The sequence below is a fragment of the Agrobacterium bohemicum genome (assembly GCF_001562555.1).
GTDB lineage: Bacteria > Pseudomonadota > Alphaproteobacteria > Rhizobiales > Rhizobiaceae > Agrobacterium > Agrobacterium bohemicum.
In genome coordinates, this window is the sequence record NZ_KQ961033.1 from 151,270 (window position 1) to 172,834 (window position 21,565).

General features: G+C 57.1%; 18 protein-coding genes. 13 read left to right on the forward strand and 5 right to left on the reverse strand.

What is annotated here, in order from left to right; genetic code table 11:
* Window positions 1-71 precede the first annotated feature (71 nt).
* From ATO67_RS17705 to ATO67_RS17720, 4 genes are read left to right on the forward strand one after another with little or no spacing between them, the layout of a single operon-like run.
* The gene (locus ATO67_RS17705) at window positions 72-1,322 is read left to right on the forward strand and encodes a sarcosine oxidase subunit beta family protein (protein ID WP_067652356.1); all 1,251 of its coding nucleotides are present in this window, start codon (window positions 72-74) and stop codon (window positions 1,320-1,322) included.
* A 26-nt stretch (window positions 1,323-1,348) separates the two neighbouring features.
* Complete coding sequence (locus ATO67_RS17710; RefSeq protein ID WP_067652358.1) at window positions 1,349-1,627, forward strand: sarcosine oxidase subunit delta; 279 nt, start codon at window positions 1,349-1,351, stop codon at window positions 1,625-1,627.
* Window positions 1,624-4,587: a sarcosine oxidase subunit alpha gene (locus ATO67_RS17715; protein WP_067652360.1), complete on the forward strand. Its 2,964-nt coding sequence runs from the start codon at window positions 1,624-1,626 to the stop codon at window positions 4,585-4,587. The genes ATO67_RS17710 and ATO67_RS17715 overlap by 4 nt, the downstream gene beginning before the upstream one ends.
* On the forward strand, window positions 4,580-5,113 hold the full coding sequence (locus tag ATO67_RS17720) for a sarcosine oxidase subunit gamma family protein (RefSeq protein ID WP_067652362.1): 534 nt from the start codon (window positions 4,580-4,582) through the stop codon (window positions 5,111-5,113). Before ATO67_RS17715 ends, ATO67_RS17720 begins: the two co-directional genes overlap by 8 nt.
* A gap of 295 nt (window positions 5,114-5,408) precedes the next feature.
* On the opposite strand, the gene fdhA is transcribed toward ATO67_RS17720, so the two are convergent.
* Window positions 5,409-6,599, reverse strand: a complete 1,191-nt coding sequence (gene fdhA / locus ATO67_RS17725) for a formaldehyde dehydrogenase, glutathione-independent (protein ID WP_067652464.1) — start codon at window positions 6,597-6,599, stop codon at window positions 5,409-5,411.
* A gap of 421 nt (window positions 6,600-7,020) precedes the next feature.
* On the opposite strand from fdhA, the gene ATO67_RS17730 reads away from it, so the two are divergent.
* Both ATO67_RS17730 and ATO67_RS17735 read left to right on the forward strand, forming a co-directional pair.
* Complete coding sequence (locus ATO67_RS17730) at window positions 7,021-8,049, forward strand: four-carbon acid sugar kinase family protein (protein WP_067652364.1); 1,029 nt, start codon at window positions 7,021-7,023, stop codon at window positions 8,047-8,049.
* Window positions 8,050-8,052: 3 nt separating this feature from the next.
* Window positions 8,053-8,757: a FadR/GntR family transcriptional regulator gene (locus ATO67_RS17735; protein WP_067652367.1), complete on the forward strand. Its 705-nt coding sequence runs from the start codon at window positions 8,053-8,055 to the stop codon at window positions 8,755-8,757.
* Window positions 8,758-8,817: 60 nt separating this feature from the next.
* Here the strand turns inward: ATO67_RS17735 and ATO67_RS17740 are convergent, their stop codons facing one another.
* Genes ATO67_RS17740 through ATO67_RS17750 form a run of 3 tightly spaced genes read right to left on the reverse strand, consistent with a single transcriptional unit; the run spans window position 8,818 to window position 12,095 of the window.
* Window positions 8,818-9,939 (reverse strand): iron-containing alcohol dehydrogenase, encoded by a 1,122-nt coding sequence (locus tag ATO67_RS17740; protein ID WP_067652369.1) that lies wholly within the window; start codon window positions 9,937-9,939, stop codon window positions 8,818-8,820.
* Complete coding sequence (gene pdxA / locus ATO67_RS17745) at window positions 9,936-10,901, reverse strand: 4-hydroxythreonine-4-phosphate dehydrogenase PdxA (protein ID WP_067652371.1); 966 nt, start codon at window positions 10,899-10,901, stop codon at window positions 9,936-9,938. Before pdxA ends, ATO67_RS17740 begins: the two co-directional genes overlap by 4 nt.
* Before the next feature lie 3 nt (window positions 10,902-10,904).
* On the reverse strand, window positions 10,905-12,095 hold the full coding sequence (locus tag ATO67_RS17750) for a sialidase family protein (RefSeq protein WP_067652373.1): 1,191 nt from the start codon (window positions 12,093-12,095) through the stop codon (window positions 10,905-10,907).
* Between the two features lie 351 nt (window positions 12,096-12,446).
* Here ATO67_RS17750 and ATO67_RS17755 point away from each other — a divergent pair, with 351 nt between their 5' ends.
* From ATO67_RS17755 to ATO67_RS17775, 5 genes are all read left to right on the forward strand, one after another.
* A complete protein-coding gene (locus ATO67_RS17755; RefSeq protein ID WP_067652375.1) occupies window positions 12,447-13,964 on the forward strand; it encodes an ABC transporter substrate-binding protein in 1,518 nt (505 codons plus the stop codon).
* Window positions 13,965-14,164: 200 nt separating this feature from the next.
* The gene (locus ATO67_RS17760; protein ID WP_067652377.1) at window positions 14,165-15,079 is read left to right on the forward strand and encodes an ABC transporter permease; all 915 of its coding nucleotides are present in this window, start codon (window positions 14,165-14,167) and stop codon (window positions 15,077-15,079) included.
* A gap of 95 nt (window positions 15,080-15,174) precedes the next feature.
* Window positions 15,175-16,041 (forward strand): ABC transporter permease, encoded by an 867-nt coding sequence (locus tag ATO67_RS17765; protein ID WP_170063832.1) that lies wholly within the window; start codon window positions 15,175-15,177, stop codon window positions 16,039-16,041.
* Window positions 16,034-17,653 (forward strand): ABC transporter ATP-binding protein, encoded by a 1,620-nt coding sequence (locus ATO67_RS17770; RefSeq protein WP_067652381.1) that lies wholly within the window; start codon window positions 16,034-16,036, stop codon window positions 17,651-17,653. Before ATO67_RS17765 ends, ATO67_RS17770 begins: the two co-directional genes overlap by 8 nt.
* 22 nt (window positions 17,654-17,675) lie before the next feature.
* On the forward strand, window positions 17,676-18,572 hold the full coding sequence (locus ATO67_RS17775; RefSeq protein ID WP_067652466.1) for a dihydrodipicolinate synthase family protein: 897 nt from the start codon (window positions 17,676-17,678) through the stop codon (window positions 18,570-18,572).
* A gap of 195 nt (window positions 18,573-18,767) precedes the next feature.
* On the opposite strand, the gene ATO67_RS17780 is transcribed toward ATO67_RS17775, so the two are convergent.
* On the reverse strand, window positions 18,768-19,604 hold the full coding sequence (locus ATO67_RS17780; protein ID WP_067652383.1) for a helix-turn-helix domain-containing protein: 837 nt from the start codon (window positions 19,602-19,604) through the stop codon (window positions 18,768-18,770).
* A 135-nt stretch (window positions 19,605-19,739) separates the two neighbouring features.
* On the opposite strand from ATO67_RS17780, the gene ATO67_RS17785 reads away from it, so the two are divergent.
* Entirely contained in the window at window positions 19,740-20,756 is a 1,017-nt protein-coding gene (locus tag ATO67_RS17785; RefSeq protein WP_067652385.1) for a fatty acid desaturase, read from the forward strand.
* A gap of 45 nt (window positions 20,757-20,801) precedes the next feature.
* Window positions 20,802-21,548 carry a phosphate/phosphite/phosphonate ABC transporter substrate-binding protein gene (locus tag ATO67_RS17790; RefSeq protein ID WP_067652387.1) on the forward strand — a complete coding sequence of 249 codons (747 nt, stop codon included), beginning with the start codon at window positions 20,802-20,804 and terminating at the stop codon, window positions 21,546-21,548.
* Window positions 21,549-21,565 lie beyond the last annotated feature (17 nt).

The window sequence follows — 21,565 nt, forward strand, 5'->3', positions numbered from 1 at the left end:
CTTTTGTGCAATCCGTATTGGTAATCGGAGCCTACACTTGCGGCAACATTTTCGAGAGATGCGGCAATCACATGCGTTATTCGGCTCTTTCCCTGTTTTTAAACGGACTTCGCGGCAACAAGACATGGTCGCCCGCGTGGCGGCAACCGGAACCGAAACCGCATTACGACGTCGTCATCGTTGGCGGCGGCGGGCATGGTCTGGCGACAGCCTATTATCTTGCCAAGGAATTCGGCATCACCAATGTCGCGGTTCTGGAAAAGGGCTATATCGGCTCTGGCAATGTCGGGCGCAACACCACGATCATTCGCTCCAACTACCTGCTGCAAGGCAACAACCCGTTCTACGAGTTATCGATGAAGCTTTGGGAAGGTCTCGAGCAGGATTTCAATTTCAACGCAATGGTCAGCCAACGCGGCGTGTTGAACCTGTTCCATTCGGACGCGCAGCGCGATGCCTATACCAGACGTGGCAATGCCATGCGGCTACACGGTGTCGACGCCGATCTGCTGGACAAGGCGGCGGTGCAAAAGATGCTGCCTTTTCTCGATTATAATAACGCCCGATTCCCGATACAGGGCGGCCTGCTGCAAAAGCGTGGTGGCACGGTACGCCACGATGCGGTCGCCTGGGGCTATGCCCGCGGGGCCGACATGCGCGGTGTCGACATCATCCAGAATTGCGAAGTCACCGGTATCCGCCGCGAAAATGGCAAAGTCACCGGCGTCGAAACCACGAAGGGCTTTATCGGCTGCGGCAAGTTGGGCCTTGCGGCCGCTGGCAACTCATCCCGCGTGGCTGAAATGGCGGGACTAAAGCTTCCGATTGAGAGCCATGTGCTTCAGGCGTTCGTCTCCGAAGGGCTGAAGCCGTTCATCAATGGCGTCGTGACCTTTGGTGCTGGCCACTTCTACGTATCGCAGTCCGACAAGGGCGGCCTCGTTTTCGGTGGCGATATCGATGGCTACAATTCCTATGCCCAGCGCGGCAATCTGGCGACCGTGGAACATGTGGCGGAAGCCGGAAAAGCCATGATCCCGTCTCTTTCGCGCGTGCGCGTTCTGCGGTCCTGGGGCGGCATCATGGATATGTCGATGGATGGATCACCGATCATCGACCGCACGCATCTCGATAATCTCTATCTCAATGCGGGCTGGTGCTATGGCGGGTTCAAGGCGACACCAGCTTCCGGGTTCTGTTTCGCCCATCTTCTGGCGCGCGGAACCCCGCAGGAAACAGCCACGGCGTTCCGGCTGGATCGTTTCGCCCGCGGTTTCATGCTGGATGAAAAAGGCCAGGGTGCCCAGCCCAATCTTCACTGACAGTGCAGCACAAGGAATAGCCTGATATGGCCAGTCTCGTCCCCTGCCCGCATTGCGGTGCAAGACCCAAGGAAGAATTCACCATCAAGGGTGCAGCCCTTGCCCGCCCGGCCCCAGATGCCGGAACGGATGTGTGGATGGATTACGTCTATTTACGCGACAACCCGCGTGGTGCTTATGAGGAGTACTGGCACCACACATCAGGCTGCCGCCGCTGGCTGGTGGTAACGCGTAACACGGCGACCCATGACATCGAAAATAGCCGCGACGTGGCACTCGCCCAGGCAACGGATATCCGCCCATGACATCCTATCGTTTGCAGACCGGCGGGCTGATCGACCGCCAGACCACCGTGTCGTTTACCTTCGACGGCAAGCGCATGCTGGGTCTCGAAGGCGATAGCCTCGCCTCTGCCCTGCTGGCCAACGGGCGGCAACTGGTTGGCCGCAGTTTCAAATATCACCGCCCACGCGGCATCCTGACGGCAGGGTCCGCAGAGCCGAATGCGTTGATGACAATCGGTCGCGGCGGTCGTACCGAAGCCAACACCCGCGCCACGATGCAGGAACTTTATCAAGGACTGGAAGCTAAAAGCCAAAGCCGCTGGCCATCGCTTGACTACGACATCGGCGCGTTGAACAGTCTGCTCTCACCTTTCCTCGGTGCAGGTTTCTACTACAAGACGTTCATGTGGCCAGCGCCACTTTGGGAAAAGCTCTACGAACCCTTCATCCGCAAGGCGGCGGGCTTGGGAAAAGCAACGTACGAAGCAGACCCGGACACATACGAGAAATGCTGGGCCCATTGCGATCTACTGATTATCGGCTCCGGTCCCACAGGCATCGCGGCGGCGCTGACCGCCGGTCGCTCCGGAGCGCGCGTCATTCTGGTAGACGAGCATTCCTTGGCTGGCGGCTCGCTTCTGTCTGAAACTGCCACAATTGGCAATGCGGCAGCGCCCACCTTCGTTAAGCAATCTATGGACGAACTCAATTCGCTGCCCAACGTTCAGGTTCTCACACGCACAACGGCCTTCGGCTGGTATGACGGCAACGTCTTCGGCGCGGTGGAACGGGTTCAGAAGCATATCTCTTTTCCGAATCCAGCGTTGCCCATAGAGCGCCTCTGGCGCATCGTTACGAAAAAAGCCCTACTTGTCAGCGGTGCGGAGGAACGCCCGCTGGTCTTTGGCGGCAACGATACACCCGGCGTGATGATGGCGACAGCCATGCGCACCTATCTCAACCGCTATGGTGTTGCGCCCGGCAAAGAGATCGCGATCTTCACCACCAATGACAGCGGCTACGCGCTGGCGAATGATCTTGAAACGTGCGGAATTTTGCCCGTCGCTATCATCGATTCAAGGCCGGAGGGACACTGTGCCTATGCGGGCAAAGCGCGTCTCATCAAGGGTGCCTATGTGTCCGATGCCCATGGCGGCAAGGCACTTTCCTCCATCAGTGTTTTCAAGAATGGCATCGCAGAGACGATCAAGGTGGACGCGTTGGCTATGTCAGGTGGTTTTTCGCCCATTATCCATCTCGCCTGCCATCGTGGCGGCAAACCTATCTGGTCGGACCAACAGCCAGCCTTTCTCGCACCGCAGGGCCTGAAAGGTATTGAGCTTGCAGGTGCCGTCGCCACCACTGCCGGCATCGCCGCTTGCTTTGAAGAGGGCACAAATCGCGCAGCTTCACTTGTCGAGGAACTCGGCTTCAAGACGTCACCCGTATCATTCGGCACAATCGAAGGCGATACCGTTTCGCCTGCGGCCAAACCCGTCTGGAACATTCCCGGCATCAAAGGCAAAGCCTTCGTCGATTATCAGAACGATGTGCACCGCAAGGATTTGGGCCTCGCCGTTCAGGAAGGTTACGGCCATGTGGAACTGGCCAAGCGTTATACCACCAACGGTATGGCGACGGATCAGGGTAAGCTTTCAAACGTCAACGCCATCGGCCTTCTGGCTGAAGCCCAGGGTGTCTCCCCGGCAGAGGTTGGCACGACAACATTCAGGCCGTTCTACACGCCGGTATCATTCGGCGCGCTAACCGGCGTGTACCATGGCGAACATTTTCAGCCCGTGCGCAAATCGCCGTTGCATGGCTGGGCGAAGAAGAATGGTGCAACCTTTGTCGAGACAGGTTTGTGGTACCGCTCTTCCTGGTTCCCGCGCCATGGTGAAACGACCTGGCGGGAAAGCGTCGATCGCGAAGTGCGTAATGTGCGCCTGAACGCTGGCTTGTGTGATGTGTCCATGCTGGGCAAGATTGAGATCTGCGGCAAGGATGCGGCGGAATTCCTCAACCGTGTCTATTCGAATGCCTTCCTGAAGCTACCAGTTGGCAAAGCACGCTATGGCCTCATGCTGCGCGAAGACGGCGTGATCTATGATGATGGCACGACAAGCCGTCTTTCGGAAGAACGCTTTTTCATGACGACCACCACCGCTTACGCCGCCGGCGTCATGAACCACCTTGAATTCTGCGCACAAGCCCTCTGGCCAAACCTCGACGTCCACTTGGCGTCATCGACGGACCAGTGGGCGCAAATGGCCATCGCCGGACCCAAAGCCCGTCTCATTCTCCAGACCATTGTCGATGAAGACATTTCCAACGACGCTTTCCCGTTCTTGGGTGCACGGGACGTGTCTCTGTTTAGCGGCCAGCTTCACGGGCGCTTGTTCCGGATTTCCTTCTCAGGTGAACTGGCGTTCGAACTCGCCGTCCCGGCAGGTTACGGTGAAAGTGTGGCAGATGCGCTGATGGAAGCAGGTGGCGAACATGGTATCCAGCCATATGGCGTCGAGGCGCTGAGTGTGTTGCGTATCGAAAAAGGCCATGTCACCCACAATGAAATTAATGGAACGGTGGTGCCTGCCGATCTCGGTTTCGGCAAAATGGTCTCCTCCACCAAGGCGGATTTCATCGGCAAGGCAATGGTCGAGCGCGAGGGCCTCACATCACCGGAGCGACCGGAGCTCGTCGGCGTTATCCCGCTTGATCCGAATACATCATTCCGCAGCGGCTCACACATTCTGGAAGAGAATGCAGCTGCAACGCTTGAAAATGACCAGGGTTATGTCACCTCCAGCGCGTTCTCTCCGCATGTAGGATGCACGATCGGCCTTGCACTCGTTAAGCGCGGTTCTAAGCGCCACGGCGAGGAGGTGATGATCTGGAACGGTATCCGCAACGAATTCACACCCGGACGCCTGTGCAACCCTGTCTTTGTCGATCCAAAAAACGAGAAGCTTCATGTCTGACTTTCGCCTCGTCTCAAAGCCAGCACTTGCAGATCGCAAGCCGATAGTTGGTGAACGTATCTCAATGGAGGTGCTTCCTGAAGGTCACGTCATTCTCGTCATGGGAAAACCAGGTACCACCAACGCTGAGACCCAGCTGGCCTCTCTTTCAGAACGCCAGCCAAACGCCGTGCGCGCAGCTGGGCCGGGCCAATGGTTTATTGTTGGCGACCACCCCAAGACCCAGAGGGAAATCGAAGCGCTCTTCACAGGACTAGGCGCGGATATTTACGGCGTCGATCAAAGTGCTGGCCGTGTGCGTATTCTTGTGCAAGGCACAATGGTCGAGCGCGTTCTCAGCAAGGGAACATCGGTCGATCTGGCCCCAACCAGCTTTCCAGTTGGCAGTGCAACCGTCACCTTGATGGGACACATCGCCACGCATATGACAAGGACCAGCATGTTCGCCTTTGAACTCATGGTACTCAGAGGCTTCGCAGAAAGTCTTTGGGATGACCTTGTGGCGATGTGCAGAGAATTCGCTTAACTCTGCGCTAATGGATTCGAGTCGGCACGCGCATGCGATGTCGGAGACCGACGATAAACAACGTCCAGACATCAACCACCTTTTCGTTGCTGTGCTATATCGCCACGACAGAACCCACTTCGCTTTGCATGCGCCAAGTGATCCCAGTAAAGTTCTTTGTGCACGAAACCACAGTCAGTACTGGGTCAATCCGAAGGTCTGTCTTTCACTGAATGACGAACGTTGATCGGGAAAAGCACCCGGTATCAAAAGTGATACCGGGTGCTTTGAGAACTCAATCGAGACGGTGCGAGTCTCAGGCGGCCTTGATCAGGTCCCCATGAGGATCAAGCACATATTTGGTCGCCGCTCCCTGATCGAAACTGTCATACCCCTGTGCGGCCTCATCCAGCGGGATGATCTTGGCGTTGACGATGTCGGCAATCGGAAGACGGTCGTGCAGTATGGCTTGCATCAGTTGACGATTGTACTTGAGGACTGGCGTCTGACCGGTATGGAACGACTGTGCCTTCGCCCAGCCAAGGCCAAAGCGTAGCGACAAGCTTCCCTGCTTGGCAGCGGCGTCCACGGCGCCTGGATCTTCGGTGACGTAAAGGCCGGGAATTCCGATAGAGCCAGCAGCTCTCGTGATTTCCATCATCTGGTTCAGCACGATAGCCGGCTGCTCACCGCCACCGTGTCCTCGGGCCTCGAAGCCAACGGCATCGATCGCGCTATCCACCTCGTTTGTACCGACCACCTGCGCGATCATGTCGCCCAAACGGTCGCTCTGCGACAAGTCGATAGGCTCGAAACCGACCTTGGCTGCATGCGCAAGGCGATCCTTGTTGAAATCGCCAATCATAACAACCGCAGCACCGAGGATGCGTGCAGACGCTGCGGCGGCAAGACCAACGGGGCCAGCACCAGCGACATAGACGGTTGACCCGACCCCGACACCTGCTTTGACTGCGCCATGGAAGCCAGTCGGCAGGATATCGGAAAGCATGGTAAGATCACGTATCTTCGACATTGCCCGATCGCGGTCGGGAAATTTCAGAAGATTGAAATCCGCATAGGGGATGGTGACATAGCGGGCCTGCCCGCCGATCCAGCCGCCCATATCGACATAGCCATACGCACCGCCAGCCCGCGACGGATTAACGGTCAGGCAAACACCGGTGTCCTGGGACTTGCAGCAACGGCATCGCCCGCATGCGACGTTGAAGGGAACCGAAACGATGTCACCGATCTCGAGCATCTCGACGTCGAGGCCCTTCTCGATCACCTCGCCGGTAATCTCGTGGCCAAGAACAAGGCCCGGCATCGCGGTGGTGCGACCGCGGACCATGTGCTGGTCAGATCCGCAGATATTGGTCGAAATAACCTTAAGGATGACGCCGTGCTCGATACGGCGACCATCGGGCGCCTCAAGCTTCGGATCATCGATATCGCGGACTTCCACTTTTCCCGGCTTCAGATAAACGACGCCACGGTTCCTGCTCATTTCAATCTCCTCCTTGTCGATGCTGCGGTCACGATGATCAACTGGCTTGACCAAACCTCGCCACTCCTCTGACAATGTTTGATCTTCACTTCTTCCCATGCACATTGATGGGCATACGCATCCCATTCAGAAGACCAGAGTGAGACATCAGATGTGGCAGGGATTGCGACAGATTCAATGTGCTACACGACATGCGATCGTTGATACGCCACATCCTGCAAAGTGGGCAGACAACTTCTGTAACTATCCTCAGCAGAGGACCTCCGCTCAACTTGGATATTCTACACCAATAACGGCGAGCGCTGGCAGTCATTCAGCGATACGGAGCCTGCAACATGATTTGTTCGGATATCGTGATGAATGATTGACAATAAAGCGTTTTTTGCAATTATAAAGATAACAACTTTATAAGGTAAAAATTATGTTGGCCATTCTTGCGGACGATTTGACCGGCGCGCTTGATTCGGCAGCCCCTTTCGCTTCGCGTGGCCTTCATGCATACATCGCGCTGGATTTAAAGACTGTTCCCGACATCGTCGCAGATAAGCCGGATGTGATTTCGATAAATCTTAACACCCGTGAGATCGGCGCCGACGATGCAAGGATAGCAACCGCGGCCGCAATTCGTTTGTTGCCGACCGGGACGCGCCTGTTCAAGAAGGTCGACTCGCGACTTAAGGGTAATATTGTTGCTGAACTCGATGCTATCCCCTACTCCCGCGCACTCGCCGCACCCGCTATTCCGGCGTTCGACCGTATTGTCGAGGCAGGTCACGTCACAGGTCACGGTATTGAAAAGCCGATATCGATAGCAGATCGCTTCGGTTCGCATTTCGCCCGTATCAATGCGCCTGACACGGGGACGCAGGCCGACATGGAAGAGGCGCTCGCTGCCGCCGAACGCGATGGCATAGACCTTTTGATCGGCGCGCGCGGCCTTGCCGATGCCCTTGCCTGCCGCATGACCAAGGGCGCGTCTTCGCAACTGGTGATGATCCCCGCCGGCCGCGCTACATTTGTCATTGGTTCACGCGATCCGATTACACTTGTCCAGATAGACGCACTTCGCTCTGCCATGAACTTGCATTACGTGGCCGCGCCGAATGGTCATTCAGAAGATGCGATAGGCCCGGACGTCGCGCTGACCTTGATACAAGCAACACCGGGTACTCGGGACGTAAACCCGCTAGCGGTCGCAGAGGCTCTTGGCGATAGCCTTAGAGACAGCCTGTCGCGGCACTTCGACACGTTGCTTCTTTCGGGTGGCGCCACGGCTGATGCCGTTATGCGCAGCCTTGGTGTGTCACGGCTTCATCTGCACGGTGAATGCCTGCCGGGGCTCGGCGTCGCCTCGGCAAATGGGCGCACCATCATTGCCAAATCAGGCGGGTTCGGGCATCCAGATACCCTCAAGATAGTTGCAGACATGGTTCTGCGAAAGGCAAGTTGATATATGGGACTGGAAGCCGGAATCGCTCGTAAAGGCCTTGCCGACATCGTGTTCGAGCGCATGCTGCGCGCTATTAAATCAGGCGCCTATAATTCTGACGAACGTCTGCCCACCGAACACGAACTCGCCGCTGAGTTTGAGGTCTCGCGCCCTGTTATTCGCGAAGCGCTCAAGCGTCTGCGCGATCAGGGCCTGATCTATTCGCGCCGCGGCGCGGGTAGTTTTGTGCGCTCCGTCGGACTTCGGCAGCCACTTGGCTTCGGCCAGTTGGAAAATGTCGCCGATCTGTTGAATTGCTACGAGTTTCGCCTGACGCTTGAGCCTGCAGCAGCAGCGGCAGCAGCCAGCCGCCATGACGCCGACAGCCTGAAAGCCATCAGGCAGGCACTTGAACTGCTCCGCGATGCCACGAATAGGCAATCGCACCGTGAGGACGCCGACTTTCAGTTTCACCTGGCCATAGCCCGCGCTGCCCAGAACACTTATTTCTCCACTGCAATGGAAGCACTGAAAGACCACATTGCGGTCGGCATGAAATTCCACGGTGCGTCTATCCGTCGTGAAGCCACAGGCCTGACCCGTGTCTTCGCTGAACATGAGGCTATTGCCAAAGCAATTGCCGATGGCCAAGAGGACGATGCGAGAAGGCTAATGTTCGAGCATCTTCAGGGATCGCGCGGACGGCTTTTTCAAGCCTCGCAGAAATAGGCCGATCAAACCAAAAAGGCAGCACATATGCGCTGCCTTTTCCTGCTGTACTGACGTTGCTTAGAAACTGGCCTTGTAGACGTCGAGGACGTCATCGACGCTCATATCTGCCGGATTATTGTCCATCAAACGACGGATGGCATGCGCATCGGCAGCGTAGCGCGACAAATCAGCCTCGGTCGCACCATGTTTCGCAAGTGACATCTCGATCCCGAGATCGGAACAGAAGCCACGAGCGCTGTCTTGCAACTGTGTCTGCGACAGACCAGCCCCAAGACCGAGCGCTTCGGCAACTTCCGCCGTTTTGGCCGAAACGACGGGCTGATTGAAAGCAAGCACATGCGGGAACACGATTGCATTGGCCAATCCGTGTGGGAGGTGCAGCAGCGTTCCAAGCGGATAGGCGATGGCATGACCTGCCGCCGTGTTGACGGGTCCAAGGCAGATCCCGCCGTAATAGGAAGCCAGCATCAACCCTTCGCGTGCTTCCCGATCCGACCCGTCACGCACCGCGCGACCCAGAAATTTACCGACGAGGTGAAACCCCATGCGGGCAAAGCCATCGATCATCGGATGCGAGCGTTTGCTGGTGAAGGATTCGACGCAATGCGCCATGGCATCCACGCCCGTTGCGGCCGTTACCGCAGGAGGTACCGAATAGGTCAGTTCGGGATCGAGCACGGCGAGATCGGCAATCAGATGCGGGCTTTCGACCGCGATCTTGTTGCCCTTGACTGGATCGGTGATCAGCGAGCGGATGCCCGCTTCCGAGCCGGTGCCAGCCGTGGTGGCAATCTGCGCCAGCCGGGTTCGGCGGCCCGCCACTTTGTTAGGGCCTGCGACATCGGCAAGCGTCTGTTCGCCATCCCACAGGGCGGCGACCAGCTTGGCCACATCCATCACCGAACCGCCGCCGAGACCGATGACGAGATCAGGTTTGGCCACGCGTGCCGCTGCCAGCGCTGCATCGAGCGTGGATATCTCAGGCTCGCCCGGAATGGCGTCGAACAAGGCGACTTTGCCAGGCAGTTTCATACGGTCAACGAAGCTGCCGGTGATCGGCGAGGCAATGACCAGCGTCGAGGAGACCTCTCCGACCCAGTTGGCGACGTCGCCGATTGTTCCGGCACCGACGATCAGCCGCTTTGGCTGATGCAGGGTGATGATGGGAGTGCTCGTCATGCCTGCGCTCCCTTGGAAGCGCCGCCAGCCACGAGCTTGCGGGCGTATGCAATGGCGGACAGCATGTTGCCGTGATTGGCGATGCCCTTGCCAGCGATGTCGAAGGCCGTTCCGTGATCGACAGAGGTGCGGTCGATGGTGAGATCCACGGAAACGTTCACCGCCGTATCGAAGGCGACAAGCTTGATCGGGATATGCCCCTGATCGTGATACTGTGCTACGACGAGATCGAAGCCACCGGAATAGGCGCGGTGGAACACCGTGTCGGCGGAAATCGGACCATAAGCATCAATGCCTTCGGCGCGAGCGGCGGCAACGGCGGGCGCGATCTGATCGTCATCCTCCGTGCCGAAAAGGCCGTTTTCACCGCAATGCGGGTTAATCCCGGCAACCGCAATGCGCGGGCGCTCGTAACCGGTGCGTTTCAGGTGGTCGTTGCCAGCCTTGATGGTCGCCAGAACCCGCTCGGTCGTGGCGCGACGGATTGCTTCCTGCAATGACACATGGGTGGAAACATGGATGACCTTCAGTTTTTCCGAGGCCAGCAGCATATAGGCCGCGGCTGATTTGGTCAGGCTGCGCAGCATGCCGGTGTGGCCATCATAGTGGTGGCCAGCAAGATTAAGCGCCTCCTTGTTGATCGGCGCAGTCACGATGCAGCCGATCGATCCAGCCTCAGCATCGCGCACTGCTTTTTCGATAAAGCGGAAAGCCGCATCACCGGCAACAGGCGACAGTTGACCCCAGGCCAACGGCGCACCTTCGATCGGCAGATCGACCACATAGGGCGCCAGATCAATATCGACATTCAGCGCCTTGCGTGCCGCTTCCAGTGTTGGCAGGTTACCGTAGATGCGCGTGGCGGCGCGATCCGCCTCATCCATTTCGGCCAGCGCCCGCACCGTGATTTCCGGTCCGACACCGCAGGGGTCACCCATGGTGATACCAATGATATTGCTCATGATTTATCTCCCGTCTTCCGCACGTGCCCAGCCCGGAGCCAGACGAACATATTTGATAGCGCGCCGATAATAGGTGTAGGCTATGTGGAGACTGCCATCGGCTCCCTCAAGCAGCCACGGATAGGACATTTCCTTGTTGTGACCGTCAATGGAGTTATTCGAAAGGCAGGTACCGGGACCATCTTCGATGGTGATCCGCTGCGGAAAGCTTTTTGCGCCATCTTCTGAAATGCAGACCGTGATTGGTGCACGCGGCACACCCCAGATCGGCACGCAGCCACCATCGGGGTTGGCATCAGGCCGGTCGTCATCCTCGCCCAACTCATCATAGAGTGAGGCGCGGCGGTCGCTCGACACGGCGGCATTGGTTGGATTGCAGATCATCGCGATACGGCCATCGTTTAAACGGATCGCGGCAATGGACGAATTGTTGTTGGGCACATCGGTCGCCTGGGGCGCCGACCATGTGCGACCGCCATCGGCACTTTCCGTGCGATAGACGAAATCGGCCTGACGACGGCGGAACACCGCAGCCAGCTTTTCGTCGCCAATCACCAAGGGACTCATATGCACGCAGCCTGTGGACTGGTCGATATCCTCCAGACGCCAGGTCTTGCCGCCATCTTCGGAAATGCCGACCGCAGCGCGGTCATGGCTGCCGTTCCATTTCTGGCCCGGACGCTGGATGCAACGGAAGATCGGCAAAAGCCATGCGCCGTCCGCCCGAACTATCAGTGGCGCACGAACGAAGCAGCCACGCGGCAGGTCGAGATAACGTCCCTCACCCGCCGTCAGTCTGGTCGGGTCCGAGGCGTGGCGCGAAACCTCCGCCATCCGGATACAGCATTCATCCTGATTGCCTGATGGCTGCGACGTATGGAACAGCAACAGCGTGTTGCCGGGCGCTGCAAACAGCACCGGGTTCTGCTCGGAATGATCAGGATCGAAACTCAGCCGCTGCGGCTCGCCCCATTTATTGGACCCCGCTGCCAGAACCGACGCGAAGATGGAAATATCCGATTTTCCCTCCAGCGTACCGCCAAACCAAGCGCAGATGAGCGCGCCATCATCGGTCAGGTGCAGGAAGGATGCGTGGTTCTGAATCATCGGCGAGGCCAGCACGGCCTCATGTCGTCCTTTTCCGGCAGCTTCAACTTTGCCGGTCATGACGGTTGCAATCTGCTCAGGCGTCATCACGGTCTCCTCTTACAGCTACGAAAATCACAAAAATCATAAAGTTGTCAAGTTTGAAAAGTATGGAAACTTGCTATTTTTGACGTAATCAATATCAATATCTATATGAAATATAACATATTTATCCGTATGAATTTTTCACAAAATGACGGCAATGAATATTTAATTTGACAAACTTGCAAGGAAATCCGATGGTCTGCGCCAGCCCACTTATGGCGACATCAAGAGAACGAGGTATCTCTGGTGGCGCATAGGGCTTCAAGGAGGAATGCATTCAAACCGCGTCGCATCGATGCCGTCGCGAGGTGAGTAATAAGCGGTGCGATCTGCACCTATAGGGAGGAGAATGACATGAAAACCTCACATCTTTTCGGAGCCATTCTGGGTTCCGTTCTCGTACTCAGCACCGGCATCGCACCGGTCAAGGCCGCGTCGACGGATATCAAGATCGTTCTGCCTGAAGAGGCCGACCTGCTCGAGCCCTGCATGGCGACACGCTCCAATATCGGGCGCGTCATCATGGAAAATGTCAGCGAAACGCTGACCGAGCTCGACGTGCGTGGCAAACAGGGTGTCATGCCCCGCCTTGCCGAAAAATGGGAACAGACCGGCGATGGCGCCTGGCGTTTTCACCTGCGTCAGGGCGTCAAATTCTCCGACGGCAAGACCTTTGGTGCCAAGGATGTCAAATACAGCTTCGACCGCATTTTCAGCGACAAGAACATCTGCGAGTCGCGCCGTTATTTCGGCGGCATGAAGTTTGACGTTAAAGTCGTTGACGACAACACCATCGATTTCAAGGTCGATCCGGTTCAGCCGATCCTGCCGCTGCTGCTCTCCCTCGTCACCATTGTTCCGGATGGAACGCCGCTGGCATTCGTGCGCGAGCCTATCGGCACCGGCCCCTACAAGCTGTCCAACTGGACGCCGGGCCAGCAGATCGTTCTCGATGCCCGTGACGATTATTGGGGCAAGAAGCCCGCCGTCACCAAGGCCACATATCTATTCCGTGCCGATCCAGCCGTTCGCGCCGCCATGGTTCAAGCCGGTGAAGCTGGTCTCGCTCCGTCGATTTCCCAGGTGGATGCGACCAACGACAAGACGGACTTCTCCTATCTCGACAGCGAAACGGTGTATCTGCGCCTCGATGGCAATATCGCGCCGCTCAACGATGTCCGCGTTCGCAAGGCGCTGAACCTTGCCATCGACCGGCAGGCGTTTATCGGCACGCTCGTTCCGCAGGACGCCGTTCTCGCAACTGCCTTGGTGCCGCCGACGACGCTTGGATGGAACCCGGACGTCAAGGTTTTCCCTTACGATCCCGATCAGGCAAAGAAGCTGCTTGAAGAAGCCAAGGCCGCTGGCGTTCCGGTCGACACCCCGATCACCATCATTGCGCGCACAGCCAATTTCCCGAATGTGACGGAAATCATGGAAGCCGTGCAGGCGCAGTTGCAGGACGTTGGTTTCAAGGTCGAGCTGCGCTTCGTCGAAGTCGCCGAGCATGAGGTCTATTACTCGAAGCCGTTCAAGGAAGGCCGTGGTCCGCAGATCGTTGCTGCCATGCACGACAATTCCAAGGGCGACCCATCGTTTACGATGTTCTTCAAGTACGATACCAACGGCACACAGTCGGGCTTTTCCGACAAGACCGTGGATGACCTGATCGCCCGCGCATCTGCCGCGACCGGTGACGAACGCGCAAAACTCTGGTCACAGCTGATCGCCTATGTCCATGACGATCTGGTTGCCGATGTCCTCCTGTTCCACATGGTCGGTTACTCCCGTGTGTCGGAACGTCTGGACTTCAAGCCCACCATCGCCACCAACTCCATGCTGCAGCTCTCGGAGATTGGCTTCAAAAAGTAAGCCCTGAAGACACCATCCTGCCAGCCTTGATCGGGTCACGGTCATGTGGGCAGGATGGAAATTCCTCCTTGAACAGAGGTCAGAGCGGCACGTCATCATTTGCCGCTCTGCCGATCCAACCAGAGGGCGTTTGATCGTCCTGTCGACGTGAAGTGGACGGCGAAACCTTTGCCGGCCATTCCAGCTAGATCGAGGTCTCAATGCTCAGATTCATCCGCAAACGCGCCCTCGCCAGCCTTATCTCGCTGATAGGGCTTCTGGTCATGGTGTTTTTTCTGTCCCGTCTGACCGGTGACCCTGCGTCATTGTTTCTTCCCGTCGAAGCCTCCGCTCAGATGAAAGCCGAGTTTCGTGCCCTGCACGGGCTGGACCAGCCGCTTCTTGTGCAGTTCGTCCAATACGTCGGCAATGTCATGACGGGCGATCTCGGCGAGAGCTTGCGTAAGGCCCGCCCTGCCCTAGACGTGGTGCTCGAGGCTTTCACTTGGACGTTGTGGCTTGCCGTCATCACCATGACCTTGGTGACCATCTGCGCCATCGTCGTCGGGTCGCTCGCCGCATTCCGCACCGGCGGTTTCTTCGACCGCTTCTCCTCGATGGTCTCGCTGATCGGCGCATCGGTGCCTGACTTCTGGCTGGCCATCGTCGCCATCGTCGTGTTCGCCATCCAGCTTTCCTGGCTGCCCACCTCCGGTACCGGCACGTTGTCCCACTGGATTTTGCCGATCGGCGTGCTGTTCGTGCGCCCCTTCGGCATCATCGTGCAGGTCGTACGCGGATCGATGATCTCGGCGCTGTCGTCTGCTTACGTCAAGACAGCGTGCGCCAAGGGCGTGAAATCCGGCCCGATCATCTTCATTCACGCGCTGCGCAATGCGATGCTGCCCGTCATCACCGTCATCGGAGACCAGGCCGCGAGCCTTCTCAATGGCGCTGTCGTTATCGAGACGATCTTCGGTTTCCCCGGCGTTGGCAAGCTGATGATCGACAGCATTCTGCAGCGTGACTTCAACGTCGTGCTGGCGGCAATCCTCCTCACCGCTTTCGCCATCTTCCTCATGAACCTCGTGATCGACCTTGCCTATGCGCTGCTCGATCCGCGCATCCGCTACTGAGGATCGATATGACCATGGCCATTCAATCCCCCAACACCGCCGATAACAGCAGCGCAAAAGAACCCGTCACTGAAGAAGCCAGCGCCATCGTGCGCATGGCACGCATGCTCTGGGCAGACAAGTTTGCGCTCTGTGCCGCGATCTTTCTCATCCTTGTGATCATCCTCGCAATTATCGGCCCGACCCTGCTCAACGAACTCGCGACCAAACAGAACCTGCGTGGCCGTAACCTCGCGCCGTTCGATTTCAGCCGCGAATGGTTCATGTGGCTCGGTGCCGATGCGCTGGGGCGGCCGCTGTGGCCACGCATCATTGTTGCAACGCAGAACACCATCATGGTCGCCGCCGGGGCAGTCTTCATATCTGCCGTCGTTGGCACGCTGCTGGGCCTGATCGCAGGCTTTTCGTCACAGCGCACCAGCCAGATCATCATGCGCCTTGCCGACGTCATCATGTCGTTCCCCTCGCTGCTTGTCGCAGTAATCGTGCTCTACATTCTGGGTTCTTCGATCCTCAACCTGATGCTGGTTCTGTCGATTACGCGTATCCCCGTCTATCTCCGTACCACGCGCGCCGAGGTGATGGAGATCCGCAGTCGTATGTTCGTGCAGGCGGCACGTGTCATGGGCGCGTCGTCCAAGCGCATCCTGTTCCGCCACATCCTGCCCGTCGTTCTGCCAACGCTCACGACCCTGGCGACGCTGGATTTCGCCTATGTCATGCTGGCGGAAAGTGCCTTATCCTTCCTCGGCATCGGCATTCAGCCGCCTGAGATCACCTGGGGTCTGATGATCAGTCAGGGCCGTCAGTATCTCACCAATGCCTGGTGGCTGTCCTTCTGGCCGGGTCTGGCAATCATCCTCACCACGCTATCACTCAACCTTCTGTCCAACTGGCTGCGTATTGCGCTCGACCCCGTCCAGCGTTGGCGCCTGGAAATGAAAGGACCGAAAAATGGCTGATCATTTGCTGGAGGTCTGCAACCTCTCGGTGGACTTCTATACCGCTACCGGAACTGTCAAAGCTGTGCGCAACATCTCGTACCATCTGGACCGTGGCGAAACGCTCGCCATTCTGGGTGAGAGCGGTTCTGGCAAGTCGGTTTCATCCTCTGCGATCATGAACCTGATCGACATGCCGCCCGGCAAGATTTCGTCTGGCGAAATCCTGCTCAACGGCAAGGACCTTTTGAAGATGAGTGCGGAGGACCGCCGGGCCGTCAATGGCCGCCTCATCGCCATGATTTTTCAGGACCCGCTCAGCCACTTGAACCCGGTCTACACGGTCGGCTGGCAGATGCGCGAAGCGCTAAGAACGCACGGTATCGATAACCGCCAAGCCCAGGCCGAAGCCTTGCGTCTGTTCAAACGGGTGGCCCTACCGGAGCCTGAAAAGGCGCTCGACAAATATCCACACGAATTTTCCGGTGGCCAGCGACAGCGCGTGATGATCGCCATGGCGCTGGCGTTGAAACCCGACCTGCTGATCGCGGACGAACCGACCACAGCGCTCGACGTCACGGTGCAAGCGGAGGTTCTGGCGCTGCTCAAGGAACTGCAACGCGAAACCGGCATGGGTGTTCTGATCATCACCCACGATCTCGGCGTCGTGTCGGAAGTCGCTGACCGTGTGGTCGTCATGGAAAAAGGCGTGCTGGTCGAAAGTGGCACCGTTCGCGAAGTCTACCGCAATCCACAGCACCCCTATACCAAGAAACTGATCGCAGCAGCCCCCGGCAAGGGTCAATTGCACGAGCCTTCTACCGATGGCGAGCCGATCCTGAAGGTTCGGGATGCCCGCAAGTCCTATGGCGGTTTCGAAGCACTGAAGGGCATTTCCTTTGATCTGAAGGCCGGCGAAACGGTTGCTGTCGTCGGTGAAAGCGGTTCTGGAAAATCCACCCTCGCCCGCATTCTGTTGCGCCTCGATGACCCGGATAGCGGCACGGCGCATTGGAAAGGCCAAGACCTTTTTGCGCTTTCGCCGGGCGATCTCTTCAAACTGCGCCGCGACCTGCAAATGGTGTTTCAGGACCCGACCCAATCGCTCAATCCGCGCATGACGGTTTACCAGTTGATATCCGAGGCCTGGGTCATTCACCCGGAGATTCTGCCCAAGGCGAACTGGCGCGCACGCGCCGCAGAATTGCTAGATCAAGTCGGGCTGTCGCCCGAACATATGGGCCGCTACCCGCATCAGTTCTCCGGTGGCCAGCGTCAGCGTATCGCCATTGCTCGCGCGCTTGCGCTGGAGCCGCAACTGATCGTTTGTGACGAGGCCGTTTCGGCGCTCGACGTATCGGTGCAGGCGCAGGTGGTGAGGCTGCTCGACAAGCTGAGCCGAGAGATGGGAATTGCCTTCATCTTCATCGCTCACGACCTGCCTCTGGTGCGCGATTTTGCAGACTACGTCATGGTCATGCAGAAAGGTGAGGTGGTCGAGTTCGGCACAGTTGCGCAAGTCTTCAACAATCCACAGCAGCGCTACACACGAGCCCTGATTTCCGCCACCCTCGACCCTGACCCGGACGTCCAGGCGGCCAACCGGAATGCTCGCCTCGCCAGCGTTTCCTGATTGAATGACCGGAGTATAGATGATGACCAGAAAAGCGTCCGTCGCGATCGTGACCTGCTTTAACGATGACGAGACTATCAATTACGACGCCACCCGCGCGCAGGTTCGCCGTCAAGTGGTTGCCGGCAACAACATCATGTGCGCTGGCACCAATGGCGATTTCACCGCGCTCACTCATTCCGAAAAAATCCGGCTTTTGGAAGAAGTGGTCGATGAAGTCGACGGTAAGGTCGATGTCATCGTCAATGCCGGTATGCCCGCGACTTTCGAGACGCTGCAGCTTGCCAAGGAATTCGACCGCATCGGCGTCAAGGGCATTGCCGTCATCACACCATTCTTCATAGCCTGCACGCAGGATGGTCTGGTTCGCCACTTTTCGACGGTGGCAGATGCGGTGAACACGCCGGTCTATCTCTATGACATTCCAGCGCGCACCCAGAACCACATCGAACCCGAAACGGCGCGAAAACTGGCGGCCCATGGCAATATTGCCGGGATCAAGGATTCCGGCGGGGCGCAGGAGACATTGGAGGCTTACTTGCAGGTCTCAAAGGAGGTCAATGGATTCGAGGTCTATTCCGGCCCTGATCATCTCGTCCTCTGGGCACTGCAAAATGGAGCCGCGGGCTGCATCTCCGGTCTCGGCAACGCGATGCCCGACGTTCTTGCCGGTATCGTCAATGGTTTCAATTCTGGAGACATTGCGGAAGCGGAACGTCAACAGTCCGTTTACACCGCCTTCCGCACGGACCTCTATGCCCACGGTTTTCCTCCGGCGATGGTCAAACGCGCGCTCTATTTGCAGGACGCGTCTGTCGGCGCAAGTCGCCAGCCCGCATTGATGCCCAATACCGAACAGGACGATAAGATCAGAGACATCCTCAGAAAATACGATCTTTTGACCGTACGTGCCGCTTGAGTATTGCTTGACGGGGGTAATGGATCAACCGTGTGCGGGAGCCATGCACCCCCTGCCGCGGGGATGCGGGTGCCGCAATTGAGGGGGCGACCGGGCCGGTGGAGGCAACGCCCAATACCTTGATGACTTGTCGTTTTGCAGTTGATGGTAAGGCCCTGATTGATCACCTTGAGCAGCGCGGTTCACGATTGGCCACTATCTGATGTCTAGTTTTTTTACAAAATCAGCAGTCTCATGGGCGTGAATGCATGTGAAACGGATCAGTTCATCGAAGTGGCACTGCATCTTGCGGATGGCTTCCGCGTTGTTGAGAACAAGATACATGCCGCCCACGAAAAGCGCTGCCCGTTGCGAGCCAAAGATGGTGTAGGGCACGGAAAAACGTTCTTTTTCATTGAACAGAAACAGTCTGAATGACGGATAGAGTTCGCTGATCAATGCAGACATGTGCTGGAGTTGCTCTGCACGTATGTGGGGATCCAATCCGCTCCACATGCCGTGCCCATGTGCAAATGCCTCCAGAGTTTCGCGAGGCATGCACACTTCCATGTCGGTGCCAGGCTGCCGGTTGTAGTCGAGACGAAAGGCCGTTTCGCTGACCTGCGCCATAACACTTTGATGCGCACCCATCGCTTCGAAAGCGATAATCTCAGGCGTGCGCAGAAGATCAGGAATGCGTGCAGGCACATAGCGGATTTTAGAGCCTGTCGCTTCCGCATGCCATTTCATCAAAAGCGTATCGGTGTAATCCGCCCCGCCTTCCTCGATCTCGAAGCTTGGTCGCAGTTCACCCATCAAGCCCTGATCGTGGGAAAGGCCAAGCAGCCAGTCGAGCGAAACCGAGTGGCGCTCGGCAATATTCAGGAGCGTTTCTACGCGCGGAAGCCGTGCGGAATCACCGGAGAGCAGCTGCGAAAGCGCTGATCGATCGATGCCAATCGCAGCAGCAAAGGATGACTGGCTTTCCCCGGCCCGCTCCACCAACTGAATCAGGCGGGCCCGGAACAGGTCCGCAAGGGTTCTTTTGTCCACTTTTCACCTGTTTGTTTATAATTATCATCATATTCCTTAAATTGTGATCAGAATCAACAATTGGTCATCATAAACTCGTTGTGCATAGCAAAAGCGGATGCGACTCTGCCTGTATCGGGGCATCAAGAGCATGAAATGACAGACATATTTCCAAATCCGGCTGCGCCAGCAATCCGCTTGCGCGGCGCAAAAAAACGTTACCGAATTGAATGGCCGACAATAGCGCTCCTAGCCGCCTGTTATGGTTTGTGGATCTGCGCAGGGTATCTGCTATACCCGACACTTCCCTTCATTTCACTCATGCTGATGGGCATAGCGGTGGCGCTGCACTCCTCGCTTCAACATGAAGTTCTGCACGGACACCCAACTCGTAATGCTCGCCTCAACGAAGCATTCGTATTTTTGCCCATTGGTATTTTTTACCCCTACCGCAGCTACAAGCGCACGCATCTGCAGCACCACGCCGATGAGCGTTTGACCGATCCTTTCGACGATCCAGAAAGCTATTACCGGGCGATGGGCGATTGGAAGAAGATGCCATCGTTTCTGAAAATTCTTCTTGGCTGGAACAACACCTTCATCGGCCGTTTGATCATCGGCCCGCCGCTGATGGTGGTTGGTTTCACGCTCGCCGAATGGCGCAAAATTACACATGGGGACCGCCGGGTCATCCATGCCTGGACCTTGCATCTGGCCGGCCTGATCCCGACATTGCTGGTCATATCTTTTGTTTTCGGTATTCCGATCTGGCTTTATGTGAGCGTCGCCGCCTATCTCGGTGTCTCCATCATCGCCATCCGCTCCTATTGCGAACATCAATGGTCCGAGCAGCCGGATGGGCGAACGATCATCGTCGAAAATTCCATTCTGGCGCCGCTGTTCCTCTACAACAACCTGCATTTCGTACATCACAAAATGCCCAATGCCGCATGGTACAAATTGCCATCGCTTTACAGCGCAAGACGGGCCGAGTGGCAAAAGATGAACGACGGATACGTGTTTCATAATTATTTCGAGGTTTTCCGTGCCTTTGCTTTTAATGCCAAGGAGCCGGTGGCGCACCCGGCATTGAGACTGACTGACGCGGTTTCACGAACGTCACCCATATTACCTGTGGCTGACGATATTCCGGCCTATGTAGCTCGAGAATAGAACGAAACGGGATATTCTAACGTGACATGGATTGCCGCACTGCCGATGTATGACTGGCCTGAACTGCGCAACGAAACCGATGCGCTTTGGGAAGATATGCGCAGCCGATTTCTCCACAACGGTATCGATGCGCCTCAAAATCTCATCAGACGCAATGGCGATATGCCGCCCGTTCCCGGCGGCATTTGTGGAGTGGACGGAACCGTCATCGCCGCAGATCCTGCAACGCTTGATCCCGATGACTTTGATCTGGCCGTTCTGTGGCGTCATCCCGACCTGCTGATTTCAAGTACCTGCTGGGGACCAATGGGACATGGCCTGCAAGATCATGTTCAGGTGATCGGACAGAGCGATTATGATGGCATTGAAGGTGGCGAAGGTGAGTTCTACTCCAGCGCCGTCATTGCCCGTAAAGCTGATGGCGGAGAGGCTACTGCCCCTTCACTGGATGGCAAGGCATTGCTGCCACTGGATTTCTTTCACCAGAAAACAATGGCATTCAACGAGCGCCAGTCCTTGTCCGGTTACCTCAGCCTCAAGCGCGATCTCGAGACAGCGGGCGAAAGCCTTGGTTTGTTTGGTAGTCTGCTGGAAACAGGCGCACACCGTTGCTCGATGATATCGCTGGCTGAAGGCCGGGCCGATGTTGCTGCCATCGATTGCAAATCCTGGATGCTCGCGCAGAAATATGAACCTGCCGCGCAAGATCTTCAGGTCATTGGTTGGACTGCTCAACGCAAAGGATTGCCTTTCATCCGCGCCAAGGGACTTGATCTCCCATTCGATATGTAACGTCCATGCCGCGTGAA